The sequence below is a fragment of the Pseudomonas sp. GW456-L13 genome (genome assembly GCF_017350115.1).
GTDB classification, from domain to species: Bacteria; Pseudomonadota; Gammaproteobacteria; order Pseudomonadales; family Pseudomonadaceae; genus Aquipseudomonas; species Aquipseudomonas jessenii.
The window spans coordinates 120,923-144,169 of sequence record NZ_JACNAS010000002.1 but is presented as its reverse complement, the minus strand read 5'-3'; the positions used below and the strand labels follow the sequence as shown (position 1 = coordinate 144,169).

Annotated in this window: 24 protein-coding genes; 23 read left to right on the top strand and 1 reads right to left on the bottom strand. The window is 59.2% G+C overall.

Annotated features, from left to right (window positions below; all coding sequences use genetic code 11):
- The first annotated feature begins 154 nt into the window (after positions 1-154).
- The 23 genes from J4D25_RS14780 (at position 155) to J4D25_RS14670 (ending at position 21,054) form a co-directional block, all read left to right on the top strand.
- A complete protein-coding gene (locus J4D25_RS14780; RefSeq protein WP_057714282.1) occupies positions 155-709 on the top strand; it encodes a terminase small subunit in 555 nt (184 codons plus the stop codon).
- Positions 672-2,753: a phage terminase large subunit family protein gene (locus tag J4D25_RS14775; protein WP_057714283.1), complete on the top strand. Its 2,082-nt coding sequence runs from the start codon at positions 672-674 to the stop codon at positions 2,751-2,753. The genes J4D25_RS14780 and J4D25_RS14775 overlap by 38 nt, the downstream gene beginning before the upstream one ends.
- Positions 2,744-2,956 (top strand): hypothetical protein, encoded by a 213-nt coding sequence (locus J4D25_RS14770; protein ID WP_057714284.1) that lies wholly within the window; start codon positions 2,744-2,746, stop codon positions 2,954-2,956. The genes J4D25_RS14775 and J4D25_RS14770 overlap by 10 nt, the downstream gene beginning before the upstream one ends.
- Positions 2,953-4,503, top strand: a complete 1,551-nt coding sequence (locus J4D25_RS14765; protein ID WP_057714285.1) for a phage portal protein — start codon at positions 2,953-2,955, stop codon at positions 4,501-4,503. Before J4D25_RS14770 ends, J4D25_RS14765 begins: the two co-directional genes overlap by 4 nt.
- On the top strand, positions 4,466-6,532 hold the full coding sequence (locus J4D25_RS14760; protein WP_057714286.1) for a ClpP-like prohead protease/major capsid protein fusion protein: 2,067 nt from the start codon (positions 4,466-4,468) through the stop codon (positions 6,530-6,532). The genes J4D25_RS14765 and J4D25_RS14760 overlap by 38 nt, the downstream gene beginning before the upstream one ends.
- A 68-nt stretch (positions 6,533-6,600) precedes the next feature.
- Positions 6,601-6,921: a capsid cement protein gene (locus tag J4D25_RS14755; protein WP_057714287.1), complete on the top strand. Its 321-nt coding sequence runs from the start codon at positions 6,601-6,603 to the stop codon at positions 6,919-6,921.
- Positions 6,918-7,283 (top strand): hypothetical protein, encoded by a 366-nt coding sequence (locus J4D25_RS14750; protein ID WP_057714288.1) that lies wholly within the window; start codon positions 6,918-6,920, stop codon positions 7,281-7,283. The genes J4D25_RS14755 and J4D25_RS14750 overlap by 4 nt, the downstream gene beginning before the upstream one ends.
- The gene (locus tag J4D25_RS14745; RefSeq protein WP_057714289.1) at positions 7,276-7,827 is read left to right on the top strand and encodes a hypothetical protein; all 552 of its coding nucleotides are present in this window, start codon (positions 7,276-7,278) and stop codon (positions 7,825-7,827) included. The genes J4D25_RS14750 and J4D25_RS14745 overlap by 8 nt, the downstream gene beginning before the upstream one ends.
- Positions 7,794-8,354, top strand: a complete 561-nt coding sequence (locus J4D25_RS14740; protein WP_057714290.1) for a phage baseplate assembly protein V — start codon at positions 7,794-7,796, stop codon at positions 8,352-8,354. Before J4D25_RS14745 ends, J4D25_RS14740 begins: the two co-directional genes overlap by 34 nt.
- A 57-nt stretch (positions 8,355-8,411) precedes the next feature.
- Positions 8,412-8,633, top strand: coding sequence for a hypothetical protein (locus J4D25_RS14735; protein WP_057714291.1), 222 nt, complete (start codon positions 8,412-8,414; stop codon positions 8,631-8,633).
- A gap of 13 nt (positions 8,634-8,646) precedes the next feature.
- Positions 8,647-8,973 carry a GPW/gp25 family protein gene (locus J4D25_RS14730; RefSeq protein WP_043302559.1) on the top strand — a complete coding sequence of 109 codons (327 nt, stop codon included), beginning with the start codon at positions 8,647-8,649 and terminating at the stop codon, positions 8,971-8,973.
- Positions 8,970-9,848, top strand: coding sequence for a baseplate J/gp47 family protein (locus J4D25_RS14725; RefSeq protein WP_057714292.1), 879 nt, complete (start codon positions 8,970-8,972; stop codon positions 9,846-9,848). The genes J4D25_RS14730 and J4D25_RS14725 overlap by 4 nt, the downstream gene beginning before the upstream one ends.
- Position 9,849: 1 nt before the next feature.
- The gene (locus J4D25_RS14720; RefSeq protein WP_057714293.1) at positions 9,850-10,461 is read left to right on the top strand and encodes a phage tail protein I; all 612 of its coding nucleotides are present in this window, start codon (positions 9,850-9,852) and stop codon (positions 10,459-10,461) included.
- The gene (locus J4D25_RS27170; protein ID WP_057714294.1) at positions 10,454-12,763 is read left to right on the top strand and encodes a phage tail protein; all 2,310 of its coding nucleotides are present in this window, start codon (positions 10,454-10,456) and stop codon (positions 12,761-12,763) included. Before J4D25_RS14720 ends, J4D25_RS27170 begins: the two co-directional genes overlap by 8 nt.
- Positions 12,763-13,350 (top strand): hypothetical protein, encoded by a 588-nt coding sequence (locus J4D25_RS14710; RefSeq protein ID WP_057714295.1) that lies wholly within the window; start codon positions 12,763-12,765, stop codon positions 13,348-13,350. The genes J4D25_RS27170 and J4D25_RS14710 overlap by 1 nt, the downstream gene beginning before the upstream one ends.
- Before the next feature lie 103 nt (positions 13,351-13,453).
- Positions 13,454-14,617, top strand: coding sequence for a phage tail sheath family protein (locus J4D25_RS14705; RefSeq protein ID WP_057714296.1), 1,164 nt, complete (start codon positions 13,454-13,456; stop codon positions 14,615-14,617).
- Between the two features lie 12 nt (positions 14,618-14,629).
- Positions 14,630-15,133, top strand: a complete 504-nt coding sequence (locus J4D25_RS14700) for a phage major tail tube protein (protein ID WP_057714297.1) — start codon at positions 14,630-14,632, stop codon at positions 15,131-15,133.
- Positions 15,134-15,144: 11 nt separating this feature from the next.
- A complete protein-coding gene (locus J4D25_RS14695; protein WP_057714298.1) occupies positions 15,145-15,453 on the top strand; it encodes a phage tail assembly protein in 309 nt (102 codons plus the stop codon).
- A gap of 141 nt (positions 15,454-15,594) precedes the next feature.
- Positions 15,595-17,931 (top strand): phage tail tape measure protein, encoded by a 2,337-nt coding sequence (locus J4D25_RS14690; protein ID WP_057714299.1) that lies wholly within the window; start codon positions 15,595-15,597, stop codon positions 17,929-17,931.
- A gap of 9 nt (positions 17,932-17,940) precedes the next feature.
- Positions 17,941-18,798: a phage tail protein gene (locus tag J4D25_RS14685; RefSeq protein ID WP_057714300.1), complete on the top strand. Its 858-nt coding sequence runs from the start codon at positions 17,941-17,943 to the stop codon at positions 18,796-18,798.
- Positions 18,773-18,979 carry a tail protein X gene (locus J4D25_RS14680; RefSeq protein WP_057716592.1) on the top strand — a complete coding sequence of 69 codons (207 nt, stop codon included), beginning with the start codon at positions 18,773-18,775 and terminating at the stop codon, positions 18,977-18,979. Before J4D25_RS14685 ends, J4D25_RS14680 begins: the two co-directional genes overlap by 26 nt.
- A gap of 45 nt (positions 18,980-19,024) precedes the next feature.
- A complete protein-coding gene (locus tag J4D25_RS14675; protein WP_057714301.1) occupies positions 19,025-20,059 on the top strand; it encodes a phage late control D family protein in 1,035 nt (344 codons plus the stop codon).
- Positions 20,060-20,259: 200 nt separating this feature from the next.
- Positions 20,260-21,054, top strand: a complete 795-nt coding sequence (locus J4D25_RS14670) for a DNA adenine methylase (protein ID WP_057714302.1) — start codon at positions 20,260-20,262, stop codon at positions 21,052-21,054.
- A 117-nt stretch (positions 21,055-21,171) separates the two neighbouring features.
- On the opposite strand, the gene J4D25_RS14665 is transcribed toward J4D25_RS14670, so the two are convergent.
- Positions 21,172-23,067: an AIPR family protein gene (locus J4D25_RS14665; protein WP_241781133.1), complete on the bottom strand. Its 1,896-nt coding sequence runs from the start codon at positions 23,065-23,067 to the stop codon at positions 21,172-21,174.
- Between the last annotated feature and the right edge of the window lie 180 nt (positions 23,068-23,247).

The window sequence follows — 23,247 nt, the reverse complement described above, 5'->3', positions numbered from 1 at the left end:
AAGAAAGGCCGGCTTCTGGCTGGTAATGCTCGACTTGTTTACCCAGGTGCAAATTTAACGGGTCCTCCCGAACGGGTGGGGGGCAGGGGGTAATTCGGGCCCCGCTGCTTCGCTATATATGACCCATTTTTGAATCGAGGTTGTTGTTTAGTCCATGGCCAATCCGACCATCTCCCGCGAGCCTCATTGGCTGAACAAGTCGCGTATGGCTACGAGCCTCGGCATCACGACTCAGGCCTTTGATAAATGGGGCGTGCAGCCTGTTGCGAAGATCGGCCGCGACGTCTTCTACGACGTCCGGTCGGTGCTGGATAACCGGCTCAAGCATCAGGTGACAAAAGACCAACCTGTCGACGACAACGGTGATCCGATCGATCCGCTCATTGAATACAAACAGGCGCAGCAAAAATTGCGACTGACAACTGAGCAGGCGGACGCTCAGGAAATGCGCAACAAGGTGAAGGCCAAGAAGCTGGTACCGGTTGATTTTTGCTTGTTCGCATTGTCTCGCCTGAGCGCAAAGCTCGGGTCAACCCTCGACACCGTGCACTTGAAGGTTAAGCGCAAGTGCCCCGACATCGAGGTGCGTCACCTTGAGGCGATCCAGCGCGAAGTCGCCGTGACGCGTAATGATGCGATCGGCTTGGCTGATCTTTTGCCGGAGTTGCTTGATGAGTTTGTCGACACCTTGGATGAGGGCGCTGGTTGAGGGTGTCCGCAAGGGACTCGCCGGGCTCTACAAAGAGCCGCCGCGAACAGCGGTTGAATGGGCCGATGAGCATTTCTATTTGTCGTCCGAGTCGTCCTATCAGGAAGGCGATTGGACGACGGCACCGTTTCAGGTCGCGATTCTCAATGCGATGGGCAACGACCTGATCCGTGAAGTCAACGTGCTGAAATCGGCACGGGTTGGCTACACCAAAATGCTGGTGGCCAACATGGGCTACAAGGTCCAGCACAAGAAGCGCAACGTTATCGTCTGGTGCCCAACCGATGGCGATGCTGATGGCATGATGAAGCGGCACATCGAAACGATGATTCGTGACAGCCCCGTGGTACGCGCCTTGGCGCCTTGGTATGGGGTGAAACATCGCGACAACACGCTGGATGAAAAGCGCTTCGATAACGCCAAAATGCTGTGGTGCCTAGGTGGCACGGCGGCGAAAAACTACCGGGAGAAAAGCCCGGATGAAGTGATTTATGACGAGCTGTCGAAGTTCAACGCGGACATCGAGGGCGAGGGGGCCCCGACCATTCTTGGCGACAAGCGCCTGGAAGGTGCCACGTTCAAAAAGTCCATACGCGGATCGACCCCGACGACAGTGGTGGTCGCTGACGACAATGAGGAAACCTCGGGGGAGGGTTGCCAGATCACGCGGGCGGCCAACGATTCCCCGCACTTTCTGCGTTTCAACATCAAGTGCCCGTGCTGCGGGACCGAGCAATACCTGAAGTGGGGTGACCCGGCTACGCCGTTCGGTATCAAGTGGGCCGTGGATGAGCTGGGGCAGGTGATCAAGGCCTGGTACCTGTGCGAGTCCGGCCATGGCTGCACCTTCGAATACCACGAAATGGTCGCGGCATCCGTCAGTGGGCGCTACATCTGCGAGCGGACCGGTATCTGGACGCGTGACGGCATGGACTGGTTCACCGATGTGGACACTTCAATGCCGTCGCCGCGTTCGGTGACTTTTCATATCTGGACGGTGTACTCGGAGTTTGTGACCTGGGCCGAAGTCGTCACGGAATGGCTCAAGATCAAGAAGGATCGGGGCAAGCTCAAAACCTTCGTCAACACCACCTTGGGCGAAGCATGGGAAGAGGACCAAGGTGAGCAGCTGGAATGGCAGCAGTTGCACGCGCGCCGGGAGATATACCCGCAAGTGCCTGCTAAAGCGGTTGCCCTGTTTGGCGGTATTGATACCCAAGATGACCGCTATGAAGGCCGCGTCTGGGCGTTTGGTGCAGGTGAGGAAGCGTGGCTGGTCCATAAGTTCGTGCTGCAAGGTGACCCGGGAAGCATCGAGCTAAGGGCCAAGGTCGGCGTCGAGATCCACAAGACCTTCACCCGGGCGGATGGCACGGTGATGGGCGTCGAGCGTTGGTGTTGGGACCAAGGTGGTCACTACTGCGATGAAGTGCGTGAGGAATGCATCAAGCACGGCACCCAATGGGTGATCCCTGTGTTCGGTGCCTCGACCTACGGTAAGCCGATCGCGACCTGGCCGCGTAAGAAAACCAAGGTCAAAGGCGGACGTGTCTACCTCGTCGAAGTGGGAACCGACAATGCCAAAGAGCTGATTTACGGCCGTCTCAAGATGCAGCCAGACAGCTCGGGCGCGCCTGTGCCTGGCTGTATCCACCTGCCTGCCAACGAGATGATTTGCGGCGAAGACGAAATGCGGCAATTGACCGCCGAGCGCCGTAAGTGGGTGATCGTCAAACACCAGCGCGTCCAGCGCTGGGATGCCGGCGGGCGACGAAACGAAGCGCTCGACTGCCTGGTGTACGCCTTGGCGGCGTTACGCATAACGCAGCAGCGCTTTGGTATGAACCTCGACCTGCTCGCGCAGCAGTTGCCGTCAGGCACCTGGGCGGTGCCGATGAGTCACGAGCAGAAAAATAAACCGGCTACCGTTGCCGCTCTGACACCGGCCACGGTGTCGGTGCCTGAGGTAGAGCCTGAACATTCACCCGACCAGCCCGCCGAGTCGGGCGGCTGGCTTAATACAGGACAAGGCGCATGGCTATAACCGCTCAAGACATGGTGGACCGCTACCTGGAGGCCGAACTGGCCATCCTGCAGGGCAAGGAAATCCTTTTTAACGGTCGCAAGCTGATCATGGATGACCTGGAAGAAATCCGCGCCGGCCGACTGGAATGGGAGCGCCGGGTGCGAGCGCAACAGGCTGCGGCGGCGGGGCAGCCGCCGTACGCCCTGGCGACATTCCGATGAACTTGCTGGATCGGGTGCTGGCCCCGGTGTTTCCGGGGCTGGTGGCTGACCGTCTGCGTGCTCGTAGCACGATCATGGCCTTTGAAGCGGCGCAGGCGACCCGCACGCACCAAGCCAAAAAACAATCGGCCAGTGCGGACCGCTCGCTGCAGCGTTCGGCGCGCTCTTTGCGGGAGCAGTGCCGCAAGTTGGACGAAGACCACGACATTGTTACTGGCTTGTTCGATCGTCTGGAAGAGCGCGTGGTGGGGGGCATGGGTATCGCGGTCGAGCCGTTTCCTTTGAGTTTGGCTGGGGAAGTGCATCTGGGGTTTGCGGCGCAGATCAAGGCCCGCTGGGCTGAGTGGTCATTGCGACCGGAAACGTCCGGCGAGCTGTCCCGCCCTCAGATGGAGCGACAGGTGTGCCGCACCTGGCTGCGCGATGGCGAAGCCTTGGCGCAGAAGCTCAAGGGGCGGGTGCCAAGCTATGAACACTTGAACATGGTGCCTTTCGCCTTGGAGTTGCTGGAGCCGGATTACCTGCCGTGGGAATACAACGATGAAGCCAAGGGCATTGTGCAGGGGATCGAGCGCAATCAGTGGCGCCGGGTCCGTGCCTTTCACCTGGTCAAGTATCACCCCGGGCATGCCGCCAGTTACCAACTGACCCAGGCCACCAAACGTGTGCCAGCCGAGCAGATGATTCACATCGCGCACCGCAAGCGCATCGGTCAGAACCGCGGGCAACCGCTGCTGCATGCCGTGCTGATTCGTTTGGCGGACATCAAGGATTACGAGGAAAGCGAACGGGTTGCTGCACGTATCAGTGCGGCACTGGCCATGTACATCAAAAAAGGTACGCCGGAGGACTACGCCGTCACGTCTTCCGTGAATGGCAAGTCCATCGACGCCCGCAGCATTCCGATCGGCCCCGGTATGGTCTTCGACGGTCTTCTGCCCGGTGAAGACGTCGGCATGATCGAAAGCAACCGGCCCAACCCCTTTCTGGAAGGATTTCGCAACGGTCAGCTCAAGGCTGTGGCCGCCGGCACCCGGGGCACCTACTCCAGTGTGGCGCGCAGTTATGACGGCACCTATTCCGCGCAACGGCAGGAGCTGGTCGAGGGGCAGGCAGGTTATGACCTGCTGCAGCACGAATTTATCGATTACTGGAGTCGCCCGGTCTATCGCGAATGGCTGCACATGGCGATTGCCAGCGGGGTGATCCAAGTGCCGGTCGACGTCGATCCGGACACCGTGTTCGGCGCGATTTATCAAGGGCCGGTGATGCCTTGGATCAACCCGATCCATGAGGCCAATGCCTGGAAAATTCTGGTCGAGGCAGGCTTTGCCGATGAGTCGGAAGTGGCACGGGCGCGGCAGCGCAATCCGCAGGAACTCAAGCGTTCCCGGGCTTCGGAAATCAAAACCAACCGGGAACAGGGACTGGTCTTCAGTTCGGACTTCTATCACGAGACCTATGGAAAAACGCAAAGCAATGAACAGCAAAACAAAACGAAGCCTGCCGATGATGAGGCCGAGGGCCTCGATAACCCCAACGAATAAGCCCGGTGAAAGCTGGTACTCGCTCCGTGCGGCGCAGCAGCGCGGGTTGGTCGAAGTGATGCTGTATGACGAGATTGGCGCCTGGGGGATTACCGCCAAACAGTTCGCCCGTGATCTGGCCGCCATCGGCGACGTGTCTCAGATCAACCTCCACATCCACTCGCCGGGTGGCGACGTGTTTGAAGGGACCACCATGTACAACCTGCTGCGCGGCCATTCGGCGCGGGTGGTGGTGTACATCGACGGTCTCGCTGCTTCGATGGCTAGCGTGATTGCCATGGCCGGGGATGAAATCAACATGCCGGCCAACGCCATGATGATGATTCACAAGCCATGGGGTGGTCAGGTAGGTGATGCCGACGCCATGCGCGAGTACGCCGACTTACTCGACAAGGTCGAGAGCACGCTGATTCAGGCGTATACGCGCAAGTCGGGCAAGGCGATCGAGGACATTCAGGCGCTGCTCAAGGCGGAAACCTGGATGGATGGCAACGAAGCGGTGGCGGCCGGTTTCGCTGACAAGGTGCTCGAACCGTTCAAGGCGGCCGCTCAACTCACTTCAAAACGCATGCAGGAGTTCACCAACATGCCTACCTCGGCACAAAATCTGTTCAATCCGCGCGCTTCCGCTCCAACCCCAGCACCGTCCCCAGCTCCAGCCCCGACACCTGCGCCGCTTGTCGATCCGGCGCCGGTCGCGCTGACCTTGGATCAGATGCGCGCCCAGGTCATGGCGGCAGACGGGGCGCGCCGCACGGCAATCAATGCCGCGTTCTGTGGCTCGCTGGTCACCAGTCACACCGAGCTGCTCAACACCTGTCTCAATGACCTGAGCTGCACGGCCGAGATGGCGCGGGAAAAACTGCTGGTTGCGCTGGGCTCGACCACCACCCCAACGGGTGGACCTCACCACCATGGCCACATTAGCAACGGCAACTTGGTTGGCGATTCGGTGCGCGCCTCGCTGGCCGGTCGTTTGGGTCAGGCGGAAAACCAGAAAGACAACGCCTATAACCACATGAGCCTGCGCGAGCTGGCCCGCGCCTCGCTGCATGATCGCGGCATTCTGGTTGCCACCCTTGATCCGATGGCCATGGTCGGCTTGGCATTCACCCATGACTCCAGCGACTTCGGCAACATCCTGGTGGACAGCGCCGCCAAGTCGGTCCTGCTCGGCTGGGACGAGGCGCCGGAGACCTACCACCTGTGGACCAAAAAGGGCCGCTTGAGTGACTTCAAGGTGGCGTCCCGGGTCGGCATGGGTGCGTTTCCGAGCCTGCGTGAAGTTCGCCCAGGGGCTGAATACAAGTACATCACCACCAATGACCGTGGCGAAAAAATCCGCCTGGCAACCTACGGTGAGATGTTCAGCATCACCCGGCAGGCGATTATCAACGATGACCTCGACCAGTTGAGCACGGTGCCTTACAACATGGGTCTGGCCGCGCGCGGCACCATCGGTGATCTGGTCTATGACACGTTGATCCATTCACCGGTGATGAGCGACGGCAAAGCGCTGTTCGATGCCGAGCGCAACAACCTGTTCTCCGGTACCGGCGCCAATATGTCGATTGAGGCGCTGAGCAAGGCCAAGACCGCCATGGCCTTGCAGAAAACCGAGGTCGAGGGTGGCAAGGCCCGCACCCTGAACATTCGCCCGGCGTTTGTACTGGTGCCGGTGGCGCTGGAAGACAAGACCAACCAACTGATCCGCTCGGCGTCGGTGCCTGGCGTCGATACCAATGCTGGCATCGACAACCCGATCCGCAATTTCGCCACGGTGATCGCCGAGCCACGCCTGGACGATGATTCGCCTGTCACCTGGTATGAGGCCGCCCGCCAAGGTGCTGACACCATTGAAGTTGCTTACTTGGACGGCGTTGAACAGCCCTACATGGAGCAGCAGCAGGGCTTCACCATTGATGGTGTGACGAGCAAGGTGCGGATCGATGCCGGGGTCGCGGCGCTGGATTATCGCGGTCTGAACAAGTCAGTCGGTGTCGTGCCACTTGCGAAAGCCAGCCGTTAACGGTTGAAGAATCCCCTAAACACCCCGCCGCGAGCGGGGTTTGTTGTTTCTGTGCAGGAGAAATGCGCATGTCCAAGAATTATTCGGGTCCCGGCAGCACGCTGACTTTTGTGGCGCCAGACGGTGGCGCGACGGCGGGGGTGCCGTTGGTGCTGGTTGATACGGTGGTCATCCCGATCGCCAGTGGCGTAGCGGGTGATGTCCTGGTCGGCCATCTCGACGGCGTCTGGCGCCTGCCTGCCGATGCAGCGCTGCTGCAGGGGCAAAAGGTGGCTCTGCAAGCCGGCGTGCTGGTTGATCCGCTCACGGCCACTGGTGACACGGTGCCCTTCGGCAAGCTGATGAGTGCTCCGGTCGGCGGTATTGCCGAAGCGTTGTTGATTCAGTGACCACGCTGGGCCGCTTTCGTGACGTCACAGCCCGGATGGATGCAGTGCTGGTCGATCGCCTCGGCGATCGCGCCATCAAGCCGGACGGCCTACCGTTGTCCGGTGCGTTCTTCTCGCCCTTTGTCGGTGCGGATGTCGGCGGTAAATCGAAAAGCGTGCGCCTGGGCAATGCCATCGTGACGGATAACGTTCTGGCGCCCACCTTCACCGCTCGCGTGGTGGAGGCGGTGGGCATCGAGAAAGACTCCTTTCTTACCATCGATCTACCGGCGGAGCAGGGCGGTGGTCACTACAAGGTCAGCAAGCGCGAGCCGGACGGCGCCGGCATGGTCACTTTCATACTGAGTTTGAACAATGGATGAGCTGACGACCTTACACAATGCGATCGAGGCGACATTCCGCGCCGGCTTGCCGTCGGTGGTGAGCGTCGAGGCGTTTCCCGAGCTGAATGCTGAAGTCGGTCTGCCGGCGGTGTTGTTCGCCCTGACGGAAATCGGCGAAGCACCCGACAATGGCAGCGGCAAAACTTCCCTGAGCGGCCGCTTTCAGGTGTGCATCATGGTCGATTCCACCATCAGCAAAGCGGCCTTGCAGGCCGCCATTCTGGCCGCCGAGATCAGCAAGATTTTGCGTGGGCAGTATTGGGGGCTGGACTTTGTCGAAGAGGTGCAGGACGTACGTGCATTCCCGGACGACTCGATGCCGGAGCTGGCGCAATTTGTGGTGTGGATCATTGAGTGGAAGCAGATATTCCAGATCGGTGAAACCGAATGGTTATGGCCAGTCGAGCCGCCGGGTTCTCTGTATCTGAACGTCGATGGCTGCACCGGTACCGGCAATGAAGATCACTACTTTCAGCCGGAGGATCTGGCATGGGTTACGCCAGCGCCGAACACGACCGGATGATCGCTGCCATGCTGATGCCCTGCGTGGTGGTCGGCGTCGATCTGACTGCGGGGCGGGTGCGGGTCAAGGCCGGAACTTGGGTCAGTGCCTGGGTGCGCTGGCACAGCTTGGCCGCTGGTAAGGCCCGTCATTGGCGCGTACCGAGCATGAATGAGCAGGGCTCGCTATTCAGCCCCAGCGGTGATCCAGCCATGGGCACTTTTATCCCGGGGCTGTATGGCAACGCCGGGCTCCCGCCGGACAATCGCGATCATGTCGAGGCCTGGTACTTCGACGATGGCGGCTCGCTGGTTTACGACTGGCAAGCCGGCAGCTACAGCATTGCGCTGCCTGAGGGCAGCCGCGCGACCATCTCGGTCGGTGGCTCGGAGTTTGAAGTGACGCCGGATCAAGTACGGGTGACGGCCAGCCAAATCACCCTGGCGGGTGAGGTGGCTATCGACGGATCGCTGAGCGTGTCCGGCGACATCAGCGGTGCCGGCACGATCATGGATGCCGGGGGTAACAGCAGCAACCACTCGCATTGAGTACACATTCACCTTCAGCCCGCCGTGCGCGGGCTTTTTCATGTCTGGAGAAAAAGCATGACGAGTAAAACCAAGGCCGTTCCCGCCGCCACGGATGCAAGCGCGTCGGTCACGCTGAGCATCTTTCGCGACACGCTGTACACCTCGCGGGTGCTGATCCTGCTGGACGCCGGGCGCACCTTGAAAGTCGAAAAGGGTCAGGTCGCGGTGGCCTCGGATGACACGGTCGCGCTCGACTATTTGCATGGTCGCAAGGATTTTGTCGCGGTCGAGGGCTGATCCCATGATCGGGATGATCGGACTGGACCGCCGCACCGGCCAACTCATTTCCGGCCTCGATCACCTGCGCCAGTCCATCGAGGACATCTTGTCCACGCCCTTGGGCAGCCGGCGTATGCGCCCGGAGTACGGCAGCAAGCTGCGGCGCTTTGTCGACCTGCCGGTCAATGACGGCTGGAAAAGTGCCGTGCAGGCGGAGGTGGCCAGCACCCTGGGTCGCTGGGAGCCGCGGCTGAAACTCGGCCGTGTACGCGCCGTGGCCATCCTCGACGGGCGTATCACCTTTGAGCTGACCGGGCAGTACCTGGGCAGCGACGTGACTTTGGAGGTGTCCGCATGACCATGGAACTGGCGGCCCTGCCGCCGCCGCAAGTGCTGGAAGACCTCGACTTTGAAGTGGTCTACCAGGAGAAGCTGGAAGCTTTCCGCCTGAGCATGGGCGACAACTGGAGTGCGGAGCTCGAAAGCGATCCGGTGCTCAAGCTGATCGAGCAGGCCGCGTATGGTGCCTTGCAGAACCGGGCGCGGGTCAACGACGCGGGCAAGGCTTTGCTGTTGGCCCATGCCGAGCGGGCCGACCTCGATCATCTGGCCGCCAACGTCAACCTGCAGCGCCTGGTGATTCAGGCGGGAGATCCGAGCACGGTGCCGCCGACGCCGCAGGTGCTTGAGGAAGACGATGCCCTGCGCGAGCGAGTGCAGCTGTCGTATGAGGGGCTGACCACGGCGGGACCGCGAAACAGCTACATCCTGCATGCGCGCAACGCCTCGGGCCTGGTGGCCGATGCCACGGCGGAAAGTCCGTCACCGGCCGTGGTGGTGGTCACCGTGCTCAGCCTGGAAGGCAGCGGCGCCGCCTCGCCGGAGCTGCTGGAAGAGGTCCGCCTGCACCTCAATGACGAAGACGTGCGGCCGGTGGCCGACCGCCTCACGGTGCAGAGCGCTGTGGTCATCGACTACCAGATTGAAGCGGTGCTGTACCCGCAGGCACCGGGGCCGGAAAACGAAGCCTACCTGGCCGAAAGCCAGAAACGCCTGAGCGAGTGGATCAACCCACGCCGCCGCCTTGGTCTGGAAGTGGCGCGCTCGGGGATCGATGCGCAATTGCACGTTCCCGGCATCGCCCGGGTTGAGCTGTTGGGTTGGACCGATATCAAACCGAGCAAGGCCGAGGCAGCGTATTGCACGGGCTATAGCGTGACGCTGGGGGTCTGACATGAACAGCCAGTTACCGCTCAACAGCACCCCGTTGGAACTGGCCGTGGAGGCGGCCAACTACGAAAACACGTTGATTCCTCTGCGCAGTTTGTACAACGCCGACACCTGCCCTGAACACCTGTTGCCGTACCTGGCCTCGGCCTGGTCGGTGGACCGCTGGAACAATAACTGGACCGAGGAGGCTAAGCGCACGGCGATCCGTTCGACGTACGACGTGCATGCACGCAAGGGCACCATCGGTGCGCTGCGGCGGGTGGTCGAGCCCTTGGGCTACCTGATCGACGTGGTCGAGTGGTTCGACACTGTGCCGGAAGGCGTGCCCGGCACCTTCGCCCTAGAGGTCGGCCTGAATGACGCCGGCATCACCGAGGAGTTGTACGAGGAACTGGCGTGGTTGATCGACGACGCCCGTCCGGTCAGTCGGCACATGACCAATCTGGCGCTCAGTCTGCAAACCGAGGGGGTGCTGGGCATCGCCGTGTGCGTGCAAGAGGGCGAAGAGATCGACGTGTACCCGCCGGCCCCGAAAGACATCGATGTGACCGGCTCTTTTGGCCCGGCGCTCTGCGTCGATGAAACCGATACTTTGGACGTTTATCCCCATGATTGATAAGACCAGTCAGTTTTTTGCCATTCTCACGGCGGTCGGTGAAGCCAAGCACGCCAATGCCATCGCCATGGGCCTGGACTGGATGTTCACCGAGATGGTCCTGGGCGATGCCAACGGCACCGACCCGATTCCCGATCGCCTGCAGACCCAGCTGATCAACGAATGGCGACGGGCGCCGATTAACCAGATCCGGGTCGATCCGGCCAATCCCAACACGGTGATCACCGAACAAATAATCCCACCCGAAGTGGGCGGTGAGTGGATTCGCGAGATCGGCCTGTATGACGTCGACGGTGATCTGGTGGCGGTGGCCAACTGCGCGCCGAGCTATAAGCCGTTGCTGGACCAGGGCAGTGGCAAAACCCAAGTCGTGCGGATGAACTTCATCGTCAGCAGCTCGGCGAACATCGTGCTGAAGATCGATCCGGCCGTCGTGCTGGCCACGCGTGAATACGTGGACCTCAAGATTCAGGAGGAGCTGGCAAAACTCGATCACAAACAATCAGCGAGGGTGGCGGCCATGGTCCCCATCACCCTGAACAACGTGCAGCCCATCGATGGTATTAACGTAGCTGTTGGTGACCGGGTGCTGGTGACTGCGCAGACGCAGGCCCAAGAAAATGGTGTCTATGTGGTCAGCACCGAAGGCTGGACGCGGGCGGTCGATGCCGACACCAGCCTGGAAGTGACCCCGGGGTTGTTTATCCACGTCGAGCAGGGCACGACCAACGGCGACAGCCTCTGGCAGTTGGTCACCGACGCACCGATCACCCTCGGCACCACCGGTTTGCAGTTTGAAATGATCGCAGGCGGCAGTGGGGTCGGTGTGGGCACCTTTCGCAGTGTCACCGTCGATGCCCTCGGGCGTGTGGTGGCCGGTACCAACCCGACCACCCTGGACGGCTACGGCATCACCGATGCCCTGGCAGTGACCGAAAACCTGGGCGATGTTGCGGATGTGGTCGAGGCTCGGAATAACCTCGGGCTGGGCACCGCTGCGACCGCTGCTGTGCAGGTCCATCTGCACGATGAAACGCCTGATGCGCTGATGAAGGTCGGAGCGTTCGGCTGGGGCGGGCCCGCCTATGCGGTCAGTGATGTTGACATCGGTGGCTTGAACGCGGAGACAGCCCTCTATTTCATCAGCAATGGAATAGGAGGGCCAGGTGGCGGGATTTATGAGGGTTGGGTTCGCGTCTCGGCGATTACACCAGGTCAATACGCCTTCCAGGAGATTTATGGGAATGCCGACCACACCCTACACCGCCGGGCCTTGACTGCCGGTGTTTGGGGCGAATGGGAAAGCATCTGGGACTCAACCAATCTGGTTAAACAAACCTCTCCCCAAGATGACACGCCAGGCCGTGTATTGCTCACGGGTGCTTATGGTATCGGTCACGGGGGGATTGTCCTTCCCGACGGCACTGATCTAAACACAATCACCACTGTGGGCATTTACCGGGTGAACACCAGCCTGAACATGCCTGCCGGCGGTCAATTCTCCCCCATGCTGGTTGCAGTCAGTCAAGACACCCTCTGGCAACAAATCACCAGCTATAACTCCGGTACAACCTATACCCGAGGCGCAGTTCAGACCCCAGAGGGATATGAATTCAGTGAGTGGGTAACGGGTTGGAACACTAGCAATTTTGACCCTGCTGCGTATCAGGCGGCACTGGGCTTCACTCCCGTGCAGCAAGGCGGTGGTGCGGGTCAGGAGTCGAATAAGGTCTACATTGGTTATCGACCCGCCTCGAGCGACGTGGGTTTACAGGTTGATGCAACCGACTTCGGGAAGATCTGGACCGAAAGCAATTTTGATCCTGCTTCCATATTTGCCGTCCCTATCGGCGTGCCGTTTCCATGGCCAACCGCTACGCCACCCGAGAAATGCGTGTTGATGGGGGGGCAGCCGTTCAATGTCGAGTGGTACCCGATATTGGCAGCCGTATATCCCACCGGCTTCTTGCCAGACCTACGCGGGGAATCGATTCGTGGTCTGGACGGCGGGCGCGGAATTGACCCGGACTCCGGGCGCCCGCTGTTGAGCCTTCAACTCGACACGGTGCAAAACATGACCGGCGAATTCAGGCTGCAAGATGACGATTCGCAGTTGCTTGTAAATAGCGCGACCGGGGCATTTACGCCCACTAGTTATATTACGGGCAATATCCCTGCTGCACCAAGCATGAGTACAACGGGTTACATGGGTATTACTTTCAATCCATCGGCAGTTGTCCGTGTGAGTACTGAAACCCGTATGCGTAACGTGGCGTACAACTACATCTGCAGGATGTACTGATGACTACTTTAGTGAATGGTTTTTTTGATGAGAGTGGGTGGATCGAGGTTTACACGTTCAGCGAAACCACTGGTGAATACCTCGGCCAACACGAAATCTATGTGAGCCGTGGCTGCGGTCTCCCGGCTGGCGCCACGTTAGAGGAACCACCGCAAGCCGGGGATGGTGAGGTGGTCGTTTGGAGGGACGAGGCATGGGTGGTGGTGCCCGACTACCGTGGGGTGGCTTACCGCACCACCGATGGTACCGAGGTGACGCATTCGATGCCTGGTGAACTGCCGGCCGAGCTGACGACCTTGCCCCGACCAAGTGCGGCTTACATCTGGGATGGTCTCGTTTGGGCGCTCGATGCCGCACGCGACCTGGCGCTACAGAGCCGGCGAGAACGATCGTGGATCGAAAATGAACTGCACTGGGCTGGCAGAGAGATCGACAAGCATCTGGATGCTGACCCGGCCGCGCTCAATACGGAGCTCGCCTGGCGCACCTACCGCAATGAACTGCGGGCCTGGCCAACTTCGCCAGACTTTCCAGGCAGTGATAAACGACCGTTAAAGCCGGACGGACTGACCCGCACCGCGTCCTGACGCCCCGCATTGCCGGGGCGTTTTCTTTTCCGTTATTGCACTTCACCGCACATCCCCACGGCCTCGCTGATGCGGGGCTTTTTCGTTTCTGGAGCATCACTCTATGAGTTTCTTTCACGGCGTCACCGTGACCCTGGTAGATACCGGGGCACGCCACATCGCCACCCCGTCCGCGTCGATCATCGGCCTGTGCAACACCTTCACCGTGGGGCCGCCGGCCACTGCCGCCGCCAACGAACTGCTGCTGATCACCCGCGAAAGCGAAGCGGTTGCCGCCTGGGGCCCGGATGCTGCAATCACCCAGGACTGCAAGGCCATTTTCAAGCGGTCCAAGGCAGTGATTGTCGCCGTCGGCGTGCCGCTGCTGGAGGATCCGGCTGAGCAGCTGTCAGCGATCATCGGCGGGGTTTGGGCCGACGGTAGCCGGACCGGCATGCAGGCGTTGCTCAACGGCAAAAGCAAGTTCAACGCGCAGCCACGGTTGTTGGTGACGCCGGGGTACTCGGCGACGCTGGCGGTGGCCACCGAGCTGGTGGCGCTGGGCGACAAGATGCGGGCGATGGCCATCCTCGACGGGCCGAACACCACCGACGAAGCGGCGATCGCCTATGCCGAAAATTTCGGCAGCAAACACGCCTACATGGTCGACCCGGGCGTGCAGTTCTGGGACACCGGAACCAGCGCTACCGTCAACGCACCAGCCTCGGCCTGGACCGCTGGCCTGTTTGCCTGGACCGATGCCACCTACGGCTTCTGGGCCTCGCCGTCGAACAAGGAGTTTGTCGGCATCACCGGCACCACGCGGCCGATCGAGTTTCTCGACGGCGATGCCTCCTGCCGGGCCAACGTGCTGAACAACGCGAACATCACCACGATCATCCGCGACGACGGGTACCGGCTGTGGGGCAACCGCACGCTGTCCAGCGACCCGAAATGGAAGTTCGTCACCCGCGTGCGCACGCTGGATATCGTCATGGACGCCATCCTCTACGCGCACAAGTGGGCCGTCGACCGCTCGATCACCGCGACCTACGTCAAGGACGTGACCGAAGGCCTGCAGGCGTTCATGCGCGACCTGAAGAATCAGGGCGCGATCATCAACTTCGAAGTGTATGCCGACGAAGAGCTGAACACCTCCAGCGAACTCAGCGACGGCAAGGTGTACTGGAACATCCGGTTCACCGATGTGCCGCCGGCCGAAAACCCGAACTTCCGCGTGGAGGTGACCGATCAGTGGATCACTGAAGTGCTGGACACCGCTGCCTAAGGAGGCCGTTTTATGATTCCGGAAGTGCTCTACAACACCAACCTGTTCGTGGACGGCATCAGCCTGCAAGGCGATGTGCCGAGCCTGACCCTGCCCAAGTTGACCCTGAAGACTGACGAATACCGCGCGGGCGGCATGGACGCGGCGGTCGAACTCGATATGGGTATGGAGAAGCTGGAAGCCAACTTCCTCACCAATGGTGTGCGCCGCGAGGTGCTGAAGTTCTTCGGCCAGTCCGACCTGACCGGGTTCAACGCCTCGTTCCGCGGTGCCTTTAAGGGCCAGAAAGGTGTGGTCAAGTCGGTGGTCGCCACCCTGCGTGGCAGCCTCAAGGAAGTCGATCCGGGGGACTGGAAACCGGGTGAAAAAGGCGAGTTCAAGTACGCCGTCGCCGTGACCTATTACAAGCTGGAGATCGATGGCAGCGTGATGTTTGAAATCGATCCCCTCAACTCGATCCGCGTCATCGATGGCGTCGACCAACTGGCCGCCGTGCGGTCTGCCCTGGGCATGTAAGGAGCACCACTATGAGCAACGCAAAAGACAATGTTCTGCCCAAGTGGCTGCAACTGGGCGATGGCATCGCCACCGTTATCTTATCCAAACCGAGCGAAGCCAATGGCGTCAAGGTCGACAAGCTGACCCTGCGCGAGCCAACGGTGCGTGAGATGCGCGCCGCGACCCTGCAGGGCGGAAGCAACGAAGAAGAGCAGGAAATGGTCTTGTTCTGCAGCCTCGCGAGCATCGGCCGCGCGGATTTGGAGGGGCTGCTGATGCGTGATTACCGTCGTCTGCAGACCGCCTATTTTCGTGTGGGAGCAGACGACGGGGTTTAACCCCAAGTTGCAAAAAGCTCTGGCTAAGCGCTTGGCCGTCGAGCTGAATTTTTCGGCGGCCGAGATCCAGGGCCTGTCGTTTTCCGAGATGGTCTGGTGGCTCACGGATTGAGCCCACCCCGTCGCACGTAGGTGATAGGCATGGCGAACAAACTCTCGCTCGGGCTGGTGATTGGTGGCGCCGTCGATTCTTCGCTCGGCGCCGCCTTCAAGAACGTCAGCGGCGAAATGAAAAAGCTCGAGGCGCAAACCACGCGCGCCAAGGGCTTGCAGAAAGTCATCGGCGAAACCATACGCCTGCGCGATGAATGGAAAAAGGCTCACGACAGCGGGGCGGCCAACGCCGATGCCCTGCTACGCAAACTGGAGACCAACACCAGCAGCCTGCGCAGGCAGGGGGTCGAAGTCGGCCGCCTGCGTCAGGAATATCTGGCGCTGGGCAAGGTGGTGCGCAGTGCCGAGTTCAAGGCCAAAGGGATGGGCCAGGTCGAGGAGGGGCGGGAAAGTTTACGCAGCGGGTTTGGCACGGCAGTGGCCGGCACCACCCTAGCGGCCGTGCCGACCAAGGTCAGCGCGGATTTTCAGGCGATCATTCGTGACATCGCGATCAAGTCCGGTACCGCCAATACTCAACAGGAAGTAAATACCGCCCGCGACATTGTGCAGACTTCGAAAGACACCGGCATGGCCAACACCCAGGTGGCCGAGCTGGTGAACCAGCTGGTTGGTGGCGGCATGGCATTGACCGAGGCGCTGCAGTACGCCCCGGTGGCTGCCAAGTTTGCGGTCGGGCAGGGCGCGTCGGGCACCGACACGGCGAAGATGATTCTGGCGATGCAGAACAACGCCAAGCTCACTGATCCCAAGAGCATGGAACAAGCCTTGGCGTCGGTCGCGCTATTGGGCCAGCAAGGCAGCTTCGAAGCGGCCGACATGGCCAAGTGGTTTCCGGAACTGCTGGCACAGATGGCCAGCAGCGGCATCACCGGTCAAGACGCAGTGACCCAGTTGGGCGCCATGCTGCAGGTGCAGGTCAAGAGCGCCGGCAGTGCCGATGAGGCGGCGAACAACCTGAAAAACTGGATTGCGAAAATCGGCTCGGGGGAAACGGTCAAAGGTTATGCCGATGCCGGGATCGACTATCAGGGCTCGATGAACGCCGCCATTGGCAAGGGCCTGTCGACCTTTGAAGCCAGTTTTGAACTGGCGCGCCGGTATGTGGAAAAGACCGACCCGAAGAAAGCCAAACAGCTGGATCAAGGCCTGACCCAGATCAACCAGGAGACGGACCCGGCTAAGGCGCAAGCGATGGCCGATGCCCTGGCCGCGACCCTGCGCACCGGCGACGTGTTTGCCGACATGCAGGTCAAGACCGCGCTGATGGCCTACACCCAGAACAAAAAGCTGTATGCGGACCTGAAAAGGGACGCCGCGGACCCCAACGGCCAGCGCAAGGACATTCTCGACAAGAACCTGAGCGAGCGGCGCGAAGCCTCGTCACAACGCTGGGCCGAAACCGGTCAGGCGTTCAACGATTCGTTGCGCGCCATCGGGGATGCCCTGCGTCCGGCGACGGATGCACTGGCCACCGGCATTGGCGCGGCGGCGCGTGGCTTGACCGCCTTGTCTGAGGAGACGCCCAAGGCGGTGCTCGGCCTGGCGGCACTCACTGCCGGTGCGTTGGTATTGGGCAAAGCCTGGGCCGCGCTGAAAATCGGTCGGGGGCTGGCCAACATCGCCCGTGGTTCGGCCGGCGACCGATCCAACATCGTCCAGCGGGTGTTCGTGACCAACGCGAAGGACGGTGATGACGACGGGCTGGATCGCGATCCAGGTCGAAAGGGAAAAGGTTCTGCCAATCGACTTTCCCGTGGCGTGAAAGCGGGCGGGGCGCTAGCGGTGGCTGCTGCCGGCTACCAGGCAGTGGACACTTACCTGAACGCCACCACCCGCGATGAAAAGGCGGAAGGTTACGGCGGGGCGGCAGGCAGCTTGGCCGGTGGCCTGGCGGGTGCCGCGGCCGGCGCGGCCATCGGTTCGATCATCCCCCTGATCGGAACCGCGATTGGCGGAGTGATCGGTGGCATGGTCGGCGCGTGGGGCGGCGGTGACGTGGGCGCGACCATGGGCAAGGCCTTGTTTGGCGGGCCGGACACGCCGGCCAAAGCACCGATCGGTATCTTGCCCATGGCCGCCGGCCAAGGTGTGGGCGCGGTCGTGCGCTCGATGGAAAACGCTCCCGCTGTGCCGGTCACGGCGGCGGCATTGATGTCGAGCACGGCAGCGAAAACACCCGAATGGCCGAAGGTCGATCAGCAATTCACCTTCGCCCCAGCCCCGGTTTTTCAGGTGCATGGCGATGTGAAAGATCCGGCGCAGTTCGTTCAGGAGATGATGCCGTACCTGCGGCGCCAGTTTGACGACTTCGCCCGGGAGGCACGTGACCGCCAGTTGTTTGATGCGCCCCATGTGGGCTGAGGAAATGTTATGGCGGATGAAAAAAACTACCTGGAGCACCTGCAGGGTGGCCTGAAGTACATGGTCGACGCCGGCGAAGCCGGCCGCACGGACATCGAGTCAATGACCGGACCCATGAATGGCGCGCTCAATGAAATCAGCGGGGCGGCCGATGCGCTGGAAGGCTTGCCCTTTCTCAGCGAGGACCTGAGCGACAAGACCCGCCGTCTGCAAAGTGCAATCAACTCGGCGCAGGCCAAGATCGGCAAGGTGGCCAGCTACTACAACCAGACCCAGCGCGCACTGGCCCAGTTTGATGAGCATTTTTCCGCGTTGACTGAGCAGATTGGCCGCTTTGGCGCGGCGTTCAACAAGGTCGCCGGCAAGGCCAATGCCGCGCTGGGCAACATCTTCCCCACGGAATGGTTTGCCGGCGACATGTCGCCGATTCCCGACGCGGTGAAGCCATTCCCGCACCTACTCATCCTCTACCCGCTGAAAGCCAATGAGCGACCGTACTACTTCAACCTGGACACGGCAGCCTTCGATGAACTGCGCCGGCAGACGGCGTTTCGCTGGGCCGCGCAGGAACGCTTGACCCGACGCCCGGCACAGCAGGCGGTGGGCCTGGGTGAGGAAAAAATAACCATCAAAGGCGCGATCTACCCGAGCTTCAAAGGTGGACTGAAGCAGCTGGATAGGCTGCGCAGCATCGGTGCCAAGTTGCTACCGCTGAACCTCACCACCGGTTACGGCGAAGTGCTGGGCAACTGGTGCCTGACCAATATCGACGAGGAACAAAGCGCTTTGCTGCCCGGGGCGATCCCGCGCAAGCAGGGCTTTTCATTGGAGTTTGTCCGTTATGGCGATGACCTGCAGAACGGCTGATGGGGATCTGCTCGATACCCTGTGCCACCACTATTACGGCCACCTGAACCGCAGTGTCGAGGCGGTGTTGGCCGCCAATCAGGGCCTGGCCGATGAGCCGCAACCGTTCCGGGCCGGCGTGCTGATCACGCTGCCGGACCTGGTGGTCGAGACCGACAGCGTCATATCGTTGTGGGATTGATCCCAGCCCGCCAACTGCGGGCTTTTTCTTGTCCGGAGTGCCGACATGCAACCGCTTTTCCGCATCGTCGCTGACGGTGCCGACATCACCACCTTGATCAATGATCGGCTGGTGTCGCTGCAGCTATCCGACCGGCCCGGGATGGCCTCAGATTCGTTTGAGCTGCGCATTGATGATCGCGACGGGGCGGTGTCGCTGCCCGTGCGTGGCGCGAGTATCGAGGTCTACCTGGGTTATGCCGGCGCCGACCTGACGCGCATGGGTCGCTACACCGTGGACGAGGTGGCGGTTTCCGGCCCGCCGGACACGCTGGTGATCAGCGGCAAGGCCAGCGACATGCGCGGCAGCGGCAAGACCACGCGCAGCGGCAGTTGGGAGAACGTCAGCCTGGCGCAGATCGTCGGTGACGTGGCCGCGCGCAATGGCTGGCAGCCGTCGTGCCCGGTCGACATCCGGGTGCCGCGCATGGACCAGCTCAATGAATCCGACTTCAATTTCATCACTCGCGTGGCCAAAAAACACGACTGCACCGCCAAGGTGGCCGACGGCAAGCTGCTGGTCCTGCCGCGACAGGGTGGGCAGAGCGCCAGTGGCAAGGCCTTGGCGGTCATTGCCCTGCAGCGTAGTGACGTGACCCGCTGGCAGTTTCGCTTGAGCGACCGCAGCACCCACCAGGGCGTCACCACTCAGTACCAGGACCCTGCCAGCGGGGAATTGTTGGTCTCGCACCTGGACAACCCCAACGTGCCGGAAGGCTTGCCGCCGGTGCATACCGACCGCCATCTCTACCCGGACAGAACAGCCGCTGATGAGGCGGCGAAGGCGCGCCTGGCAGCGTTCAATCGTTCCACCGCCTCGGTCCGCCTGGACCTGCCGGGCCGGACCGACCTGTTTGCCGAAAGCATGATCGAGGCGCTGGGCTTCAAGCGTGGGCTCGATGGTGAGTACCTGGTGGAGTCGGTTGATCACACCTTCACCCCGTCCGGGTGGACGGTGTCGGTAGAGTGCAATGGCGGCAAGGAGGGCAAGGCCAAGGCCTCCGGCAAGCCGCAGAAAGTCGTGCTTGAAGTGCCGGGTTGATCACCCGGGCGCATGAGTCGGCCCGAGTTAAAAGTTTCAAACTCAAAGTAATAGGAGCGGCCAGTCTGGATGCGTCAACATCCAGCTTGGCCACCGTCCCCGCAGATTGTCCCTGCAAGTCCCGCCAAGGCTCCTGCTCTGTGCACAAAGCAGAGCGAGCCTAACACCTGTTTATTTATACAGTAAAGGTCTTGCTATTTATGTCTACCCCTATCATTCCTTGGATGGGCGGCAAACGCCGTCTGGCCGATCGCCTTATTCCCCTGTTTCCACCGCACGAATGCTACGTTGAAGTCTTTGCCGGCGGCGCCGCGCTGTACTTCATGCGGCCACAGGCGGCGCCCGTCGAAGTGCTCAACGACATCAACGGCGACCTGGTGACGCTGTACCGCGTGGTGCAGAACCACCTCGAAGAATTTGTGCGCCAATTCAAATGGGCGCTGAGCTCCCGGCAAGTGTTTGAATGGCAGAAAATGACCCGCGTCGAAACCCTCACCGACATCCAGCGCGCCGCCCGATTCTTCTACCTGCAGCACCATGCCTTCGCCGGCAAGGTGTCCGGGCAGACGTTCGGCACCGCCACTACCACCCCGGCCATCAATCTGCTGCGAATCGAGGAAAACCTCTCAGCTGCGTGGCAACGTCTGTCTGGCACATATGTCGAGAACTTGCCTTGGCTAGAATGTGCGGAGCGCTATGACCGTGCCCATACCTTCCACTACATGGATCCGCCTTACTGGCAGACCGCAGGGTACGGGGTGGATTTTCCGTTTGAGAATTATGAGCGGATGGCTGACTTCATGCGTCGCTGCAAGGGCAAAGTAATGGTCAGCATCAACGACCACCCGGACATTCGCCGGGTGTTCGAAGGCTTTTACTTTGAGAGGCTGGACATCCGCTATACCACGACCAATCAGCGGCAAGGCAAGGCCGAAGTTAGCGGTGAACTGGTAATCATGAACTGGGAGCCAATAGCGCTGGGAGGCTTATTCTAAATTACATAGAGTGCGGTAGGGCGAAAGGTGTTTTCTAACGATTCTGATAGTGACGCGATCATTCAGCTCCCCCCGCTTTTGAATAGGGTGAGAGCTGAATTGTTGGTTATTTATAAGCTACGCCTTTACGGCGACGTTTTTGCTCTGTTTTGCTAGGTATTCTGCGGCTTTTTGTACTAAGTCGGCAGTAAATTTTCCTCGCTTTAACGCGTCATCACTTGGTATGCCTGTGAGTTGAATGATTTCCTGGCATTGCTCAAATTGTTTTGTATATGATTTGTCTTCGGCGCTTAGTGCGCGAATAATTTTTTGCGCATATGCATCGGCTTTGCCAGAAGAAGGTGGCGGCACATCAGTTTTTCCATGTACAACCCATTTAAATACTTGGATGATGTGCCATCGAAGTTTGATGAAGTTTTGTGCGCCGATTTTTCGTCCGTTTACGAGTGTGTTGTACTTGTATAGGGTTAGAGCTGAAGCAAGGTAAAGTGCTTCATGGTCAGTTTCGCAGAAGAGATCTTCACCACTTCCGCTAGCTGAGAAGATGGTTTTTACATATCGTGCGGAATTATGTGGTTGATTAAGGAACATTGCTGCGTAGCAGCGAGCAAGTTCTCTTACGTCAAAAATTCGAGTGAACTGAAAACTTGAATCCTTATACTCGTTTTGCCTTCTTTCAAAGTAAATTTTGTTTTCTTGATTGGCTGCGGTGTTGTGTGCGTCGAAATATTTTTGAACTAGCTTTGCTTTGCTTTTTAATCCATGAAAGGACTCGGTAGCAACTTCGGATTGACTATTGGTCGCTGCAATGATGTCGCCCGACACGTCGTTGTCCGCGGATTCTATAAATTTTATCACCACGTTGACGGACTGATCCAGTAAATGACGATTCAAGTGTAAAGTGTTACTGGTTTGGCAGCCGTTAATGATTTGATAATTTGTTAGGGATATTTCTTTTGAGTTGGGGGTGAGGGTTAGCTCAGGAGTTACGATCGTAATTCCATTGTTGAGTACTGAAAACAAGTCTTTCTTTGTTGTGTTTTTAAGTGTGGACTCGATATTTAAATTTACCTCGTTCTCAGCGCCAAGGAATGCACGTACGTTTTCTTCAAAGACACTGTGGTTAAGATTACCCTCTTTGTCTCGAAGCAACGAGTCGACAAACTGACCTGCATTGGCTACCCCGACGTAGGATTGAGGGATGCTAGGTATGGCCGGCATGCCAAAATAGTCAATGAGTTTTAATTTTGCTTCATTTTTTTCTGAAACGTCCGCATAGTATTTAAGAAGTTCTTTCCGTCCTGCGGCAGTAACTTTTACTGAGTTGAACAGGTCGGTGCCTTGGATCTTTCTATGTAATATATCAAACGATGCAAGAATTTCTTTTTCAGCTTTATATGTGCCGCTGGTGCAATAATATATCGAGGCGTTTGGTCTGCGATTTTTTATTTTTTTAAGGTTCTCTAAGATGATTTTAAAAATTAGAAGGGATTCTTGATTGTGCTTGCCTTGTGGTAGCTTTGGGTTAAGGCTTAAAAAATCTTCTATGCCAATACTGAAGTTATTAATTTCTTCTTTTTTGAATTGCTCCCCACTTTTTGCCTGCGTAAAAATTATTTCTGCGCTTAGGTTGGTTTTGTGGGTGTTGAAAGTGGCAATGGCATCGTCTTCGGTGGTGATTAGGTCGCCATCGATGATGATTGCAACTCCATCAAGCGAGGCGTCATCCTCTTCTGTAGTTATGTCTTTTGGGTTGAAGCGGCCGAGGAAGTGTTTTGATACTACGCTAAAATTACAAAAATATTCGAATAGCTTGGAATCATTTACTCCATTGTATTCAAATTCGTCTACTAGTTCCTGGATGTTGCCTTTGATGATTATATGCATAACTTCCTCTGTTTTGAGTCCTTGCTGGCAGCTGGGCAGTATGCCACTAGCTAAAACAGACTGGGAAGGGGTCTTGTTGAATGTGCCATTTTTTTGGAAAAGCTGACGCAAAGCATATACGTGCACAGCTCAGCTCAATGCCAGCTTTCTTGATCGAATGCTGCTCAAGGCGTTCGAGCGACCATCCTTTTGTGGGGTTCGAAAAGGTAATTCAGCGACTGCATTCGACCCAATATGACGGTGGCGACGAGCAGAAATCGGCCACTCGCCAGTGACTCAAATCGACCACTTTTCAGATCTTTTGAG

What these genes read in the sequence shown, in the direction of transcription:
- J4D25_RS14780 (WP_057714282.1), top strand. Translation starts at nt 155, where the DNA reads ATGGCCAATCCGACCATCTCCCGCGAGCCTCATTGGCTGAACAAGTCG.
- J4D25_RS14775 (WP_057714283.1), top strand. Translation starts at nt 672, where the DNA reads ATGAGTTTGTCGACACCTTGGATGAGGGCGCTGGTTGAGGGTGTCCGC.
- J4D25_RS14770 (WP_057714284.1), top strand. Translation starts at nt 2,744, where the DNA reads ATGGCTATAACCGCTCAAGACATGGTGGACCGCTACCTGGAGGCCGAA.
- J4D25_RS14765 (WP_057714285.1), top strand. Translation starts at nt 2,953, where the DNA reads ATGAACTTGCTGGATCGGGTGCTGGCCCCGGTGTTTCCGGGGCTGGTG.
- J4D25_RS14760 (WP_057714286.1), top strand. Translation starts at nt 4,466, where the DNA reads ATGATGAGGCCGAGGGCCTCGATAACCCCAACGAATAAGCCCGGTGAA.
- J4D25_RS14755 (WP_057714287.1), top strand. Translation starts at nt 6,601, where the DNA reads ATGTCCAAGAATTATTCGGGTCCCGGCAGCACGCTGACTTTTGTGGCG.
- J4D25_RS14745 (WP_057714289.1), top strand. Translation starts at nt 7,276, where the DNA reads ATGGATGAGCTGACGACCTTACACAATGCGATCGAGGCGACATTCCGC.
- J4D25_RS14740 (WP_057714290.1), top strand. Translation starts at nt 7,794, where the DNA reads ATGGGTTACGCCAGCGCCGAACACGACCGGATGATCGCTGCCATGCTG.
- J4D25_RS14735 (WP_057714291.1), top strand. Translation starts at nt 8,412, where the DNA reads ATGACGAGTAAAACCAAGGCCGTTCCCGCCGCCACGGATGCAAGCGCG.
- J4D25_RS14730 (WP_043302559.1), top strand. Translation starts at nt 8,647, where the DNA reads ATGATCGGACTGGACCGCCGCACCGGCCAACTCATTTCCGGCCTCGAT.
- J4D25_RS14725 (WP_057714292.1), top strand. Translation starts at nt 8,970, where the DNA reads ATGACCATGGAACTGGCGGCCCTGCCGCCGCCGCAAGTGCTGGAAGAC.
- J4D25_RS14720 (WP_057714293.1), top strand. Translation starts at nt 9,850, where the DNA reads ATGAACAGCCAGTTACCGCTCAACAGCACCCCGTTGGAACTGGCCGTG.
- J4D25_RS27170 (WP_057714294.1), top strand. Translation starts at nt 10,454, where the DNA reads ATGATTGATAAGACCAGTCAGTTTTTTGCCATTCTCACGGCGGTCGGT.
- J4D25_RS14710 (WP_057714295.1), top strand. Translation starts at nt 12,763, where the DNA reads ATGACTACTTTAGTGAATGGTTTTTTTGATGAGAGTGGGTGGATCGAG.
- J4D25_RS14705 (WP_057714296.1), top strand. Translation starts at nt 13,454, where the DNA reads ATGAGTTTCTTTCACGGCGTCACCGTGACCCTGGTAGATACCGGGGCA.
- J4D25_RS14700 (WP_057714297.1), top strand. Translation starts at nt 14,630, where the DNA reads ATGATTCCGGAAGTGCTCTACAACACCAACCTGTTCGTGGACGGCATC.
- J4D25_RS14695 (WP_057714298.1), top strand. Translation starts at nt 15,145, where the DNA reads ATGAGCAACGCAAAAGACAATGTTCTGCCCAAGTGGCTGCAACTGGGC.
- J4D25_RS14690 (WP_057714299.1), top strand. Translation starts at nt 15,595, where the DNA reads ATGGCGAACAAACTCTCGCTCGGGCTGGTGATTGGTGGCGCCGTCGAT.
- J4D25_RS14685 (WP_057714300.1), top strand. Translation starts at nt 17,941, where the DNA reads ATGGCGGATGAAAAAAACTACCTGGAGCACCTGCAGGGTGGCCTGAAG.
- J4D25_RS14680 (WP_057716592.1), top strand. Translation starts at nt 18,773, where the DNA reads ATGGCGATGACCTGCAGAACGGCTGATGGGGATCTGCTCGATACCCTG.
- J4D25_RS14675 (WP_057714301.1), top strand. Translation starts at nt 19,025, where the DNA reads ATGCAACCGCTTTTCCGCATCGTCGCTGACGGTGCCGACATCACCACC.
- J4D25_RS14670 (WP_057714302.1), top strand. Translation starts at nt 20,260, where the DNA reads ATGTCTACCCCTATCATTCCTTGGATGGGCGGCAAACGCCGTCTGGCC.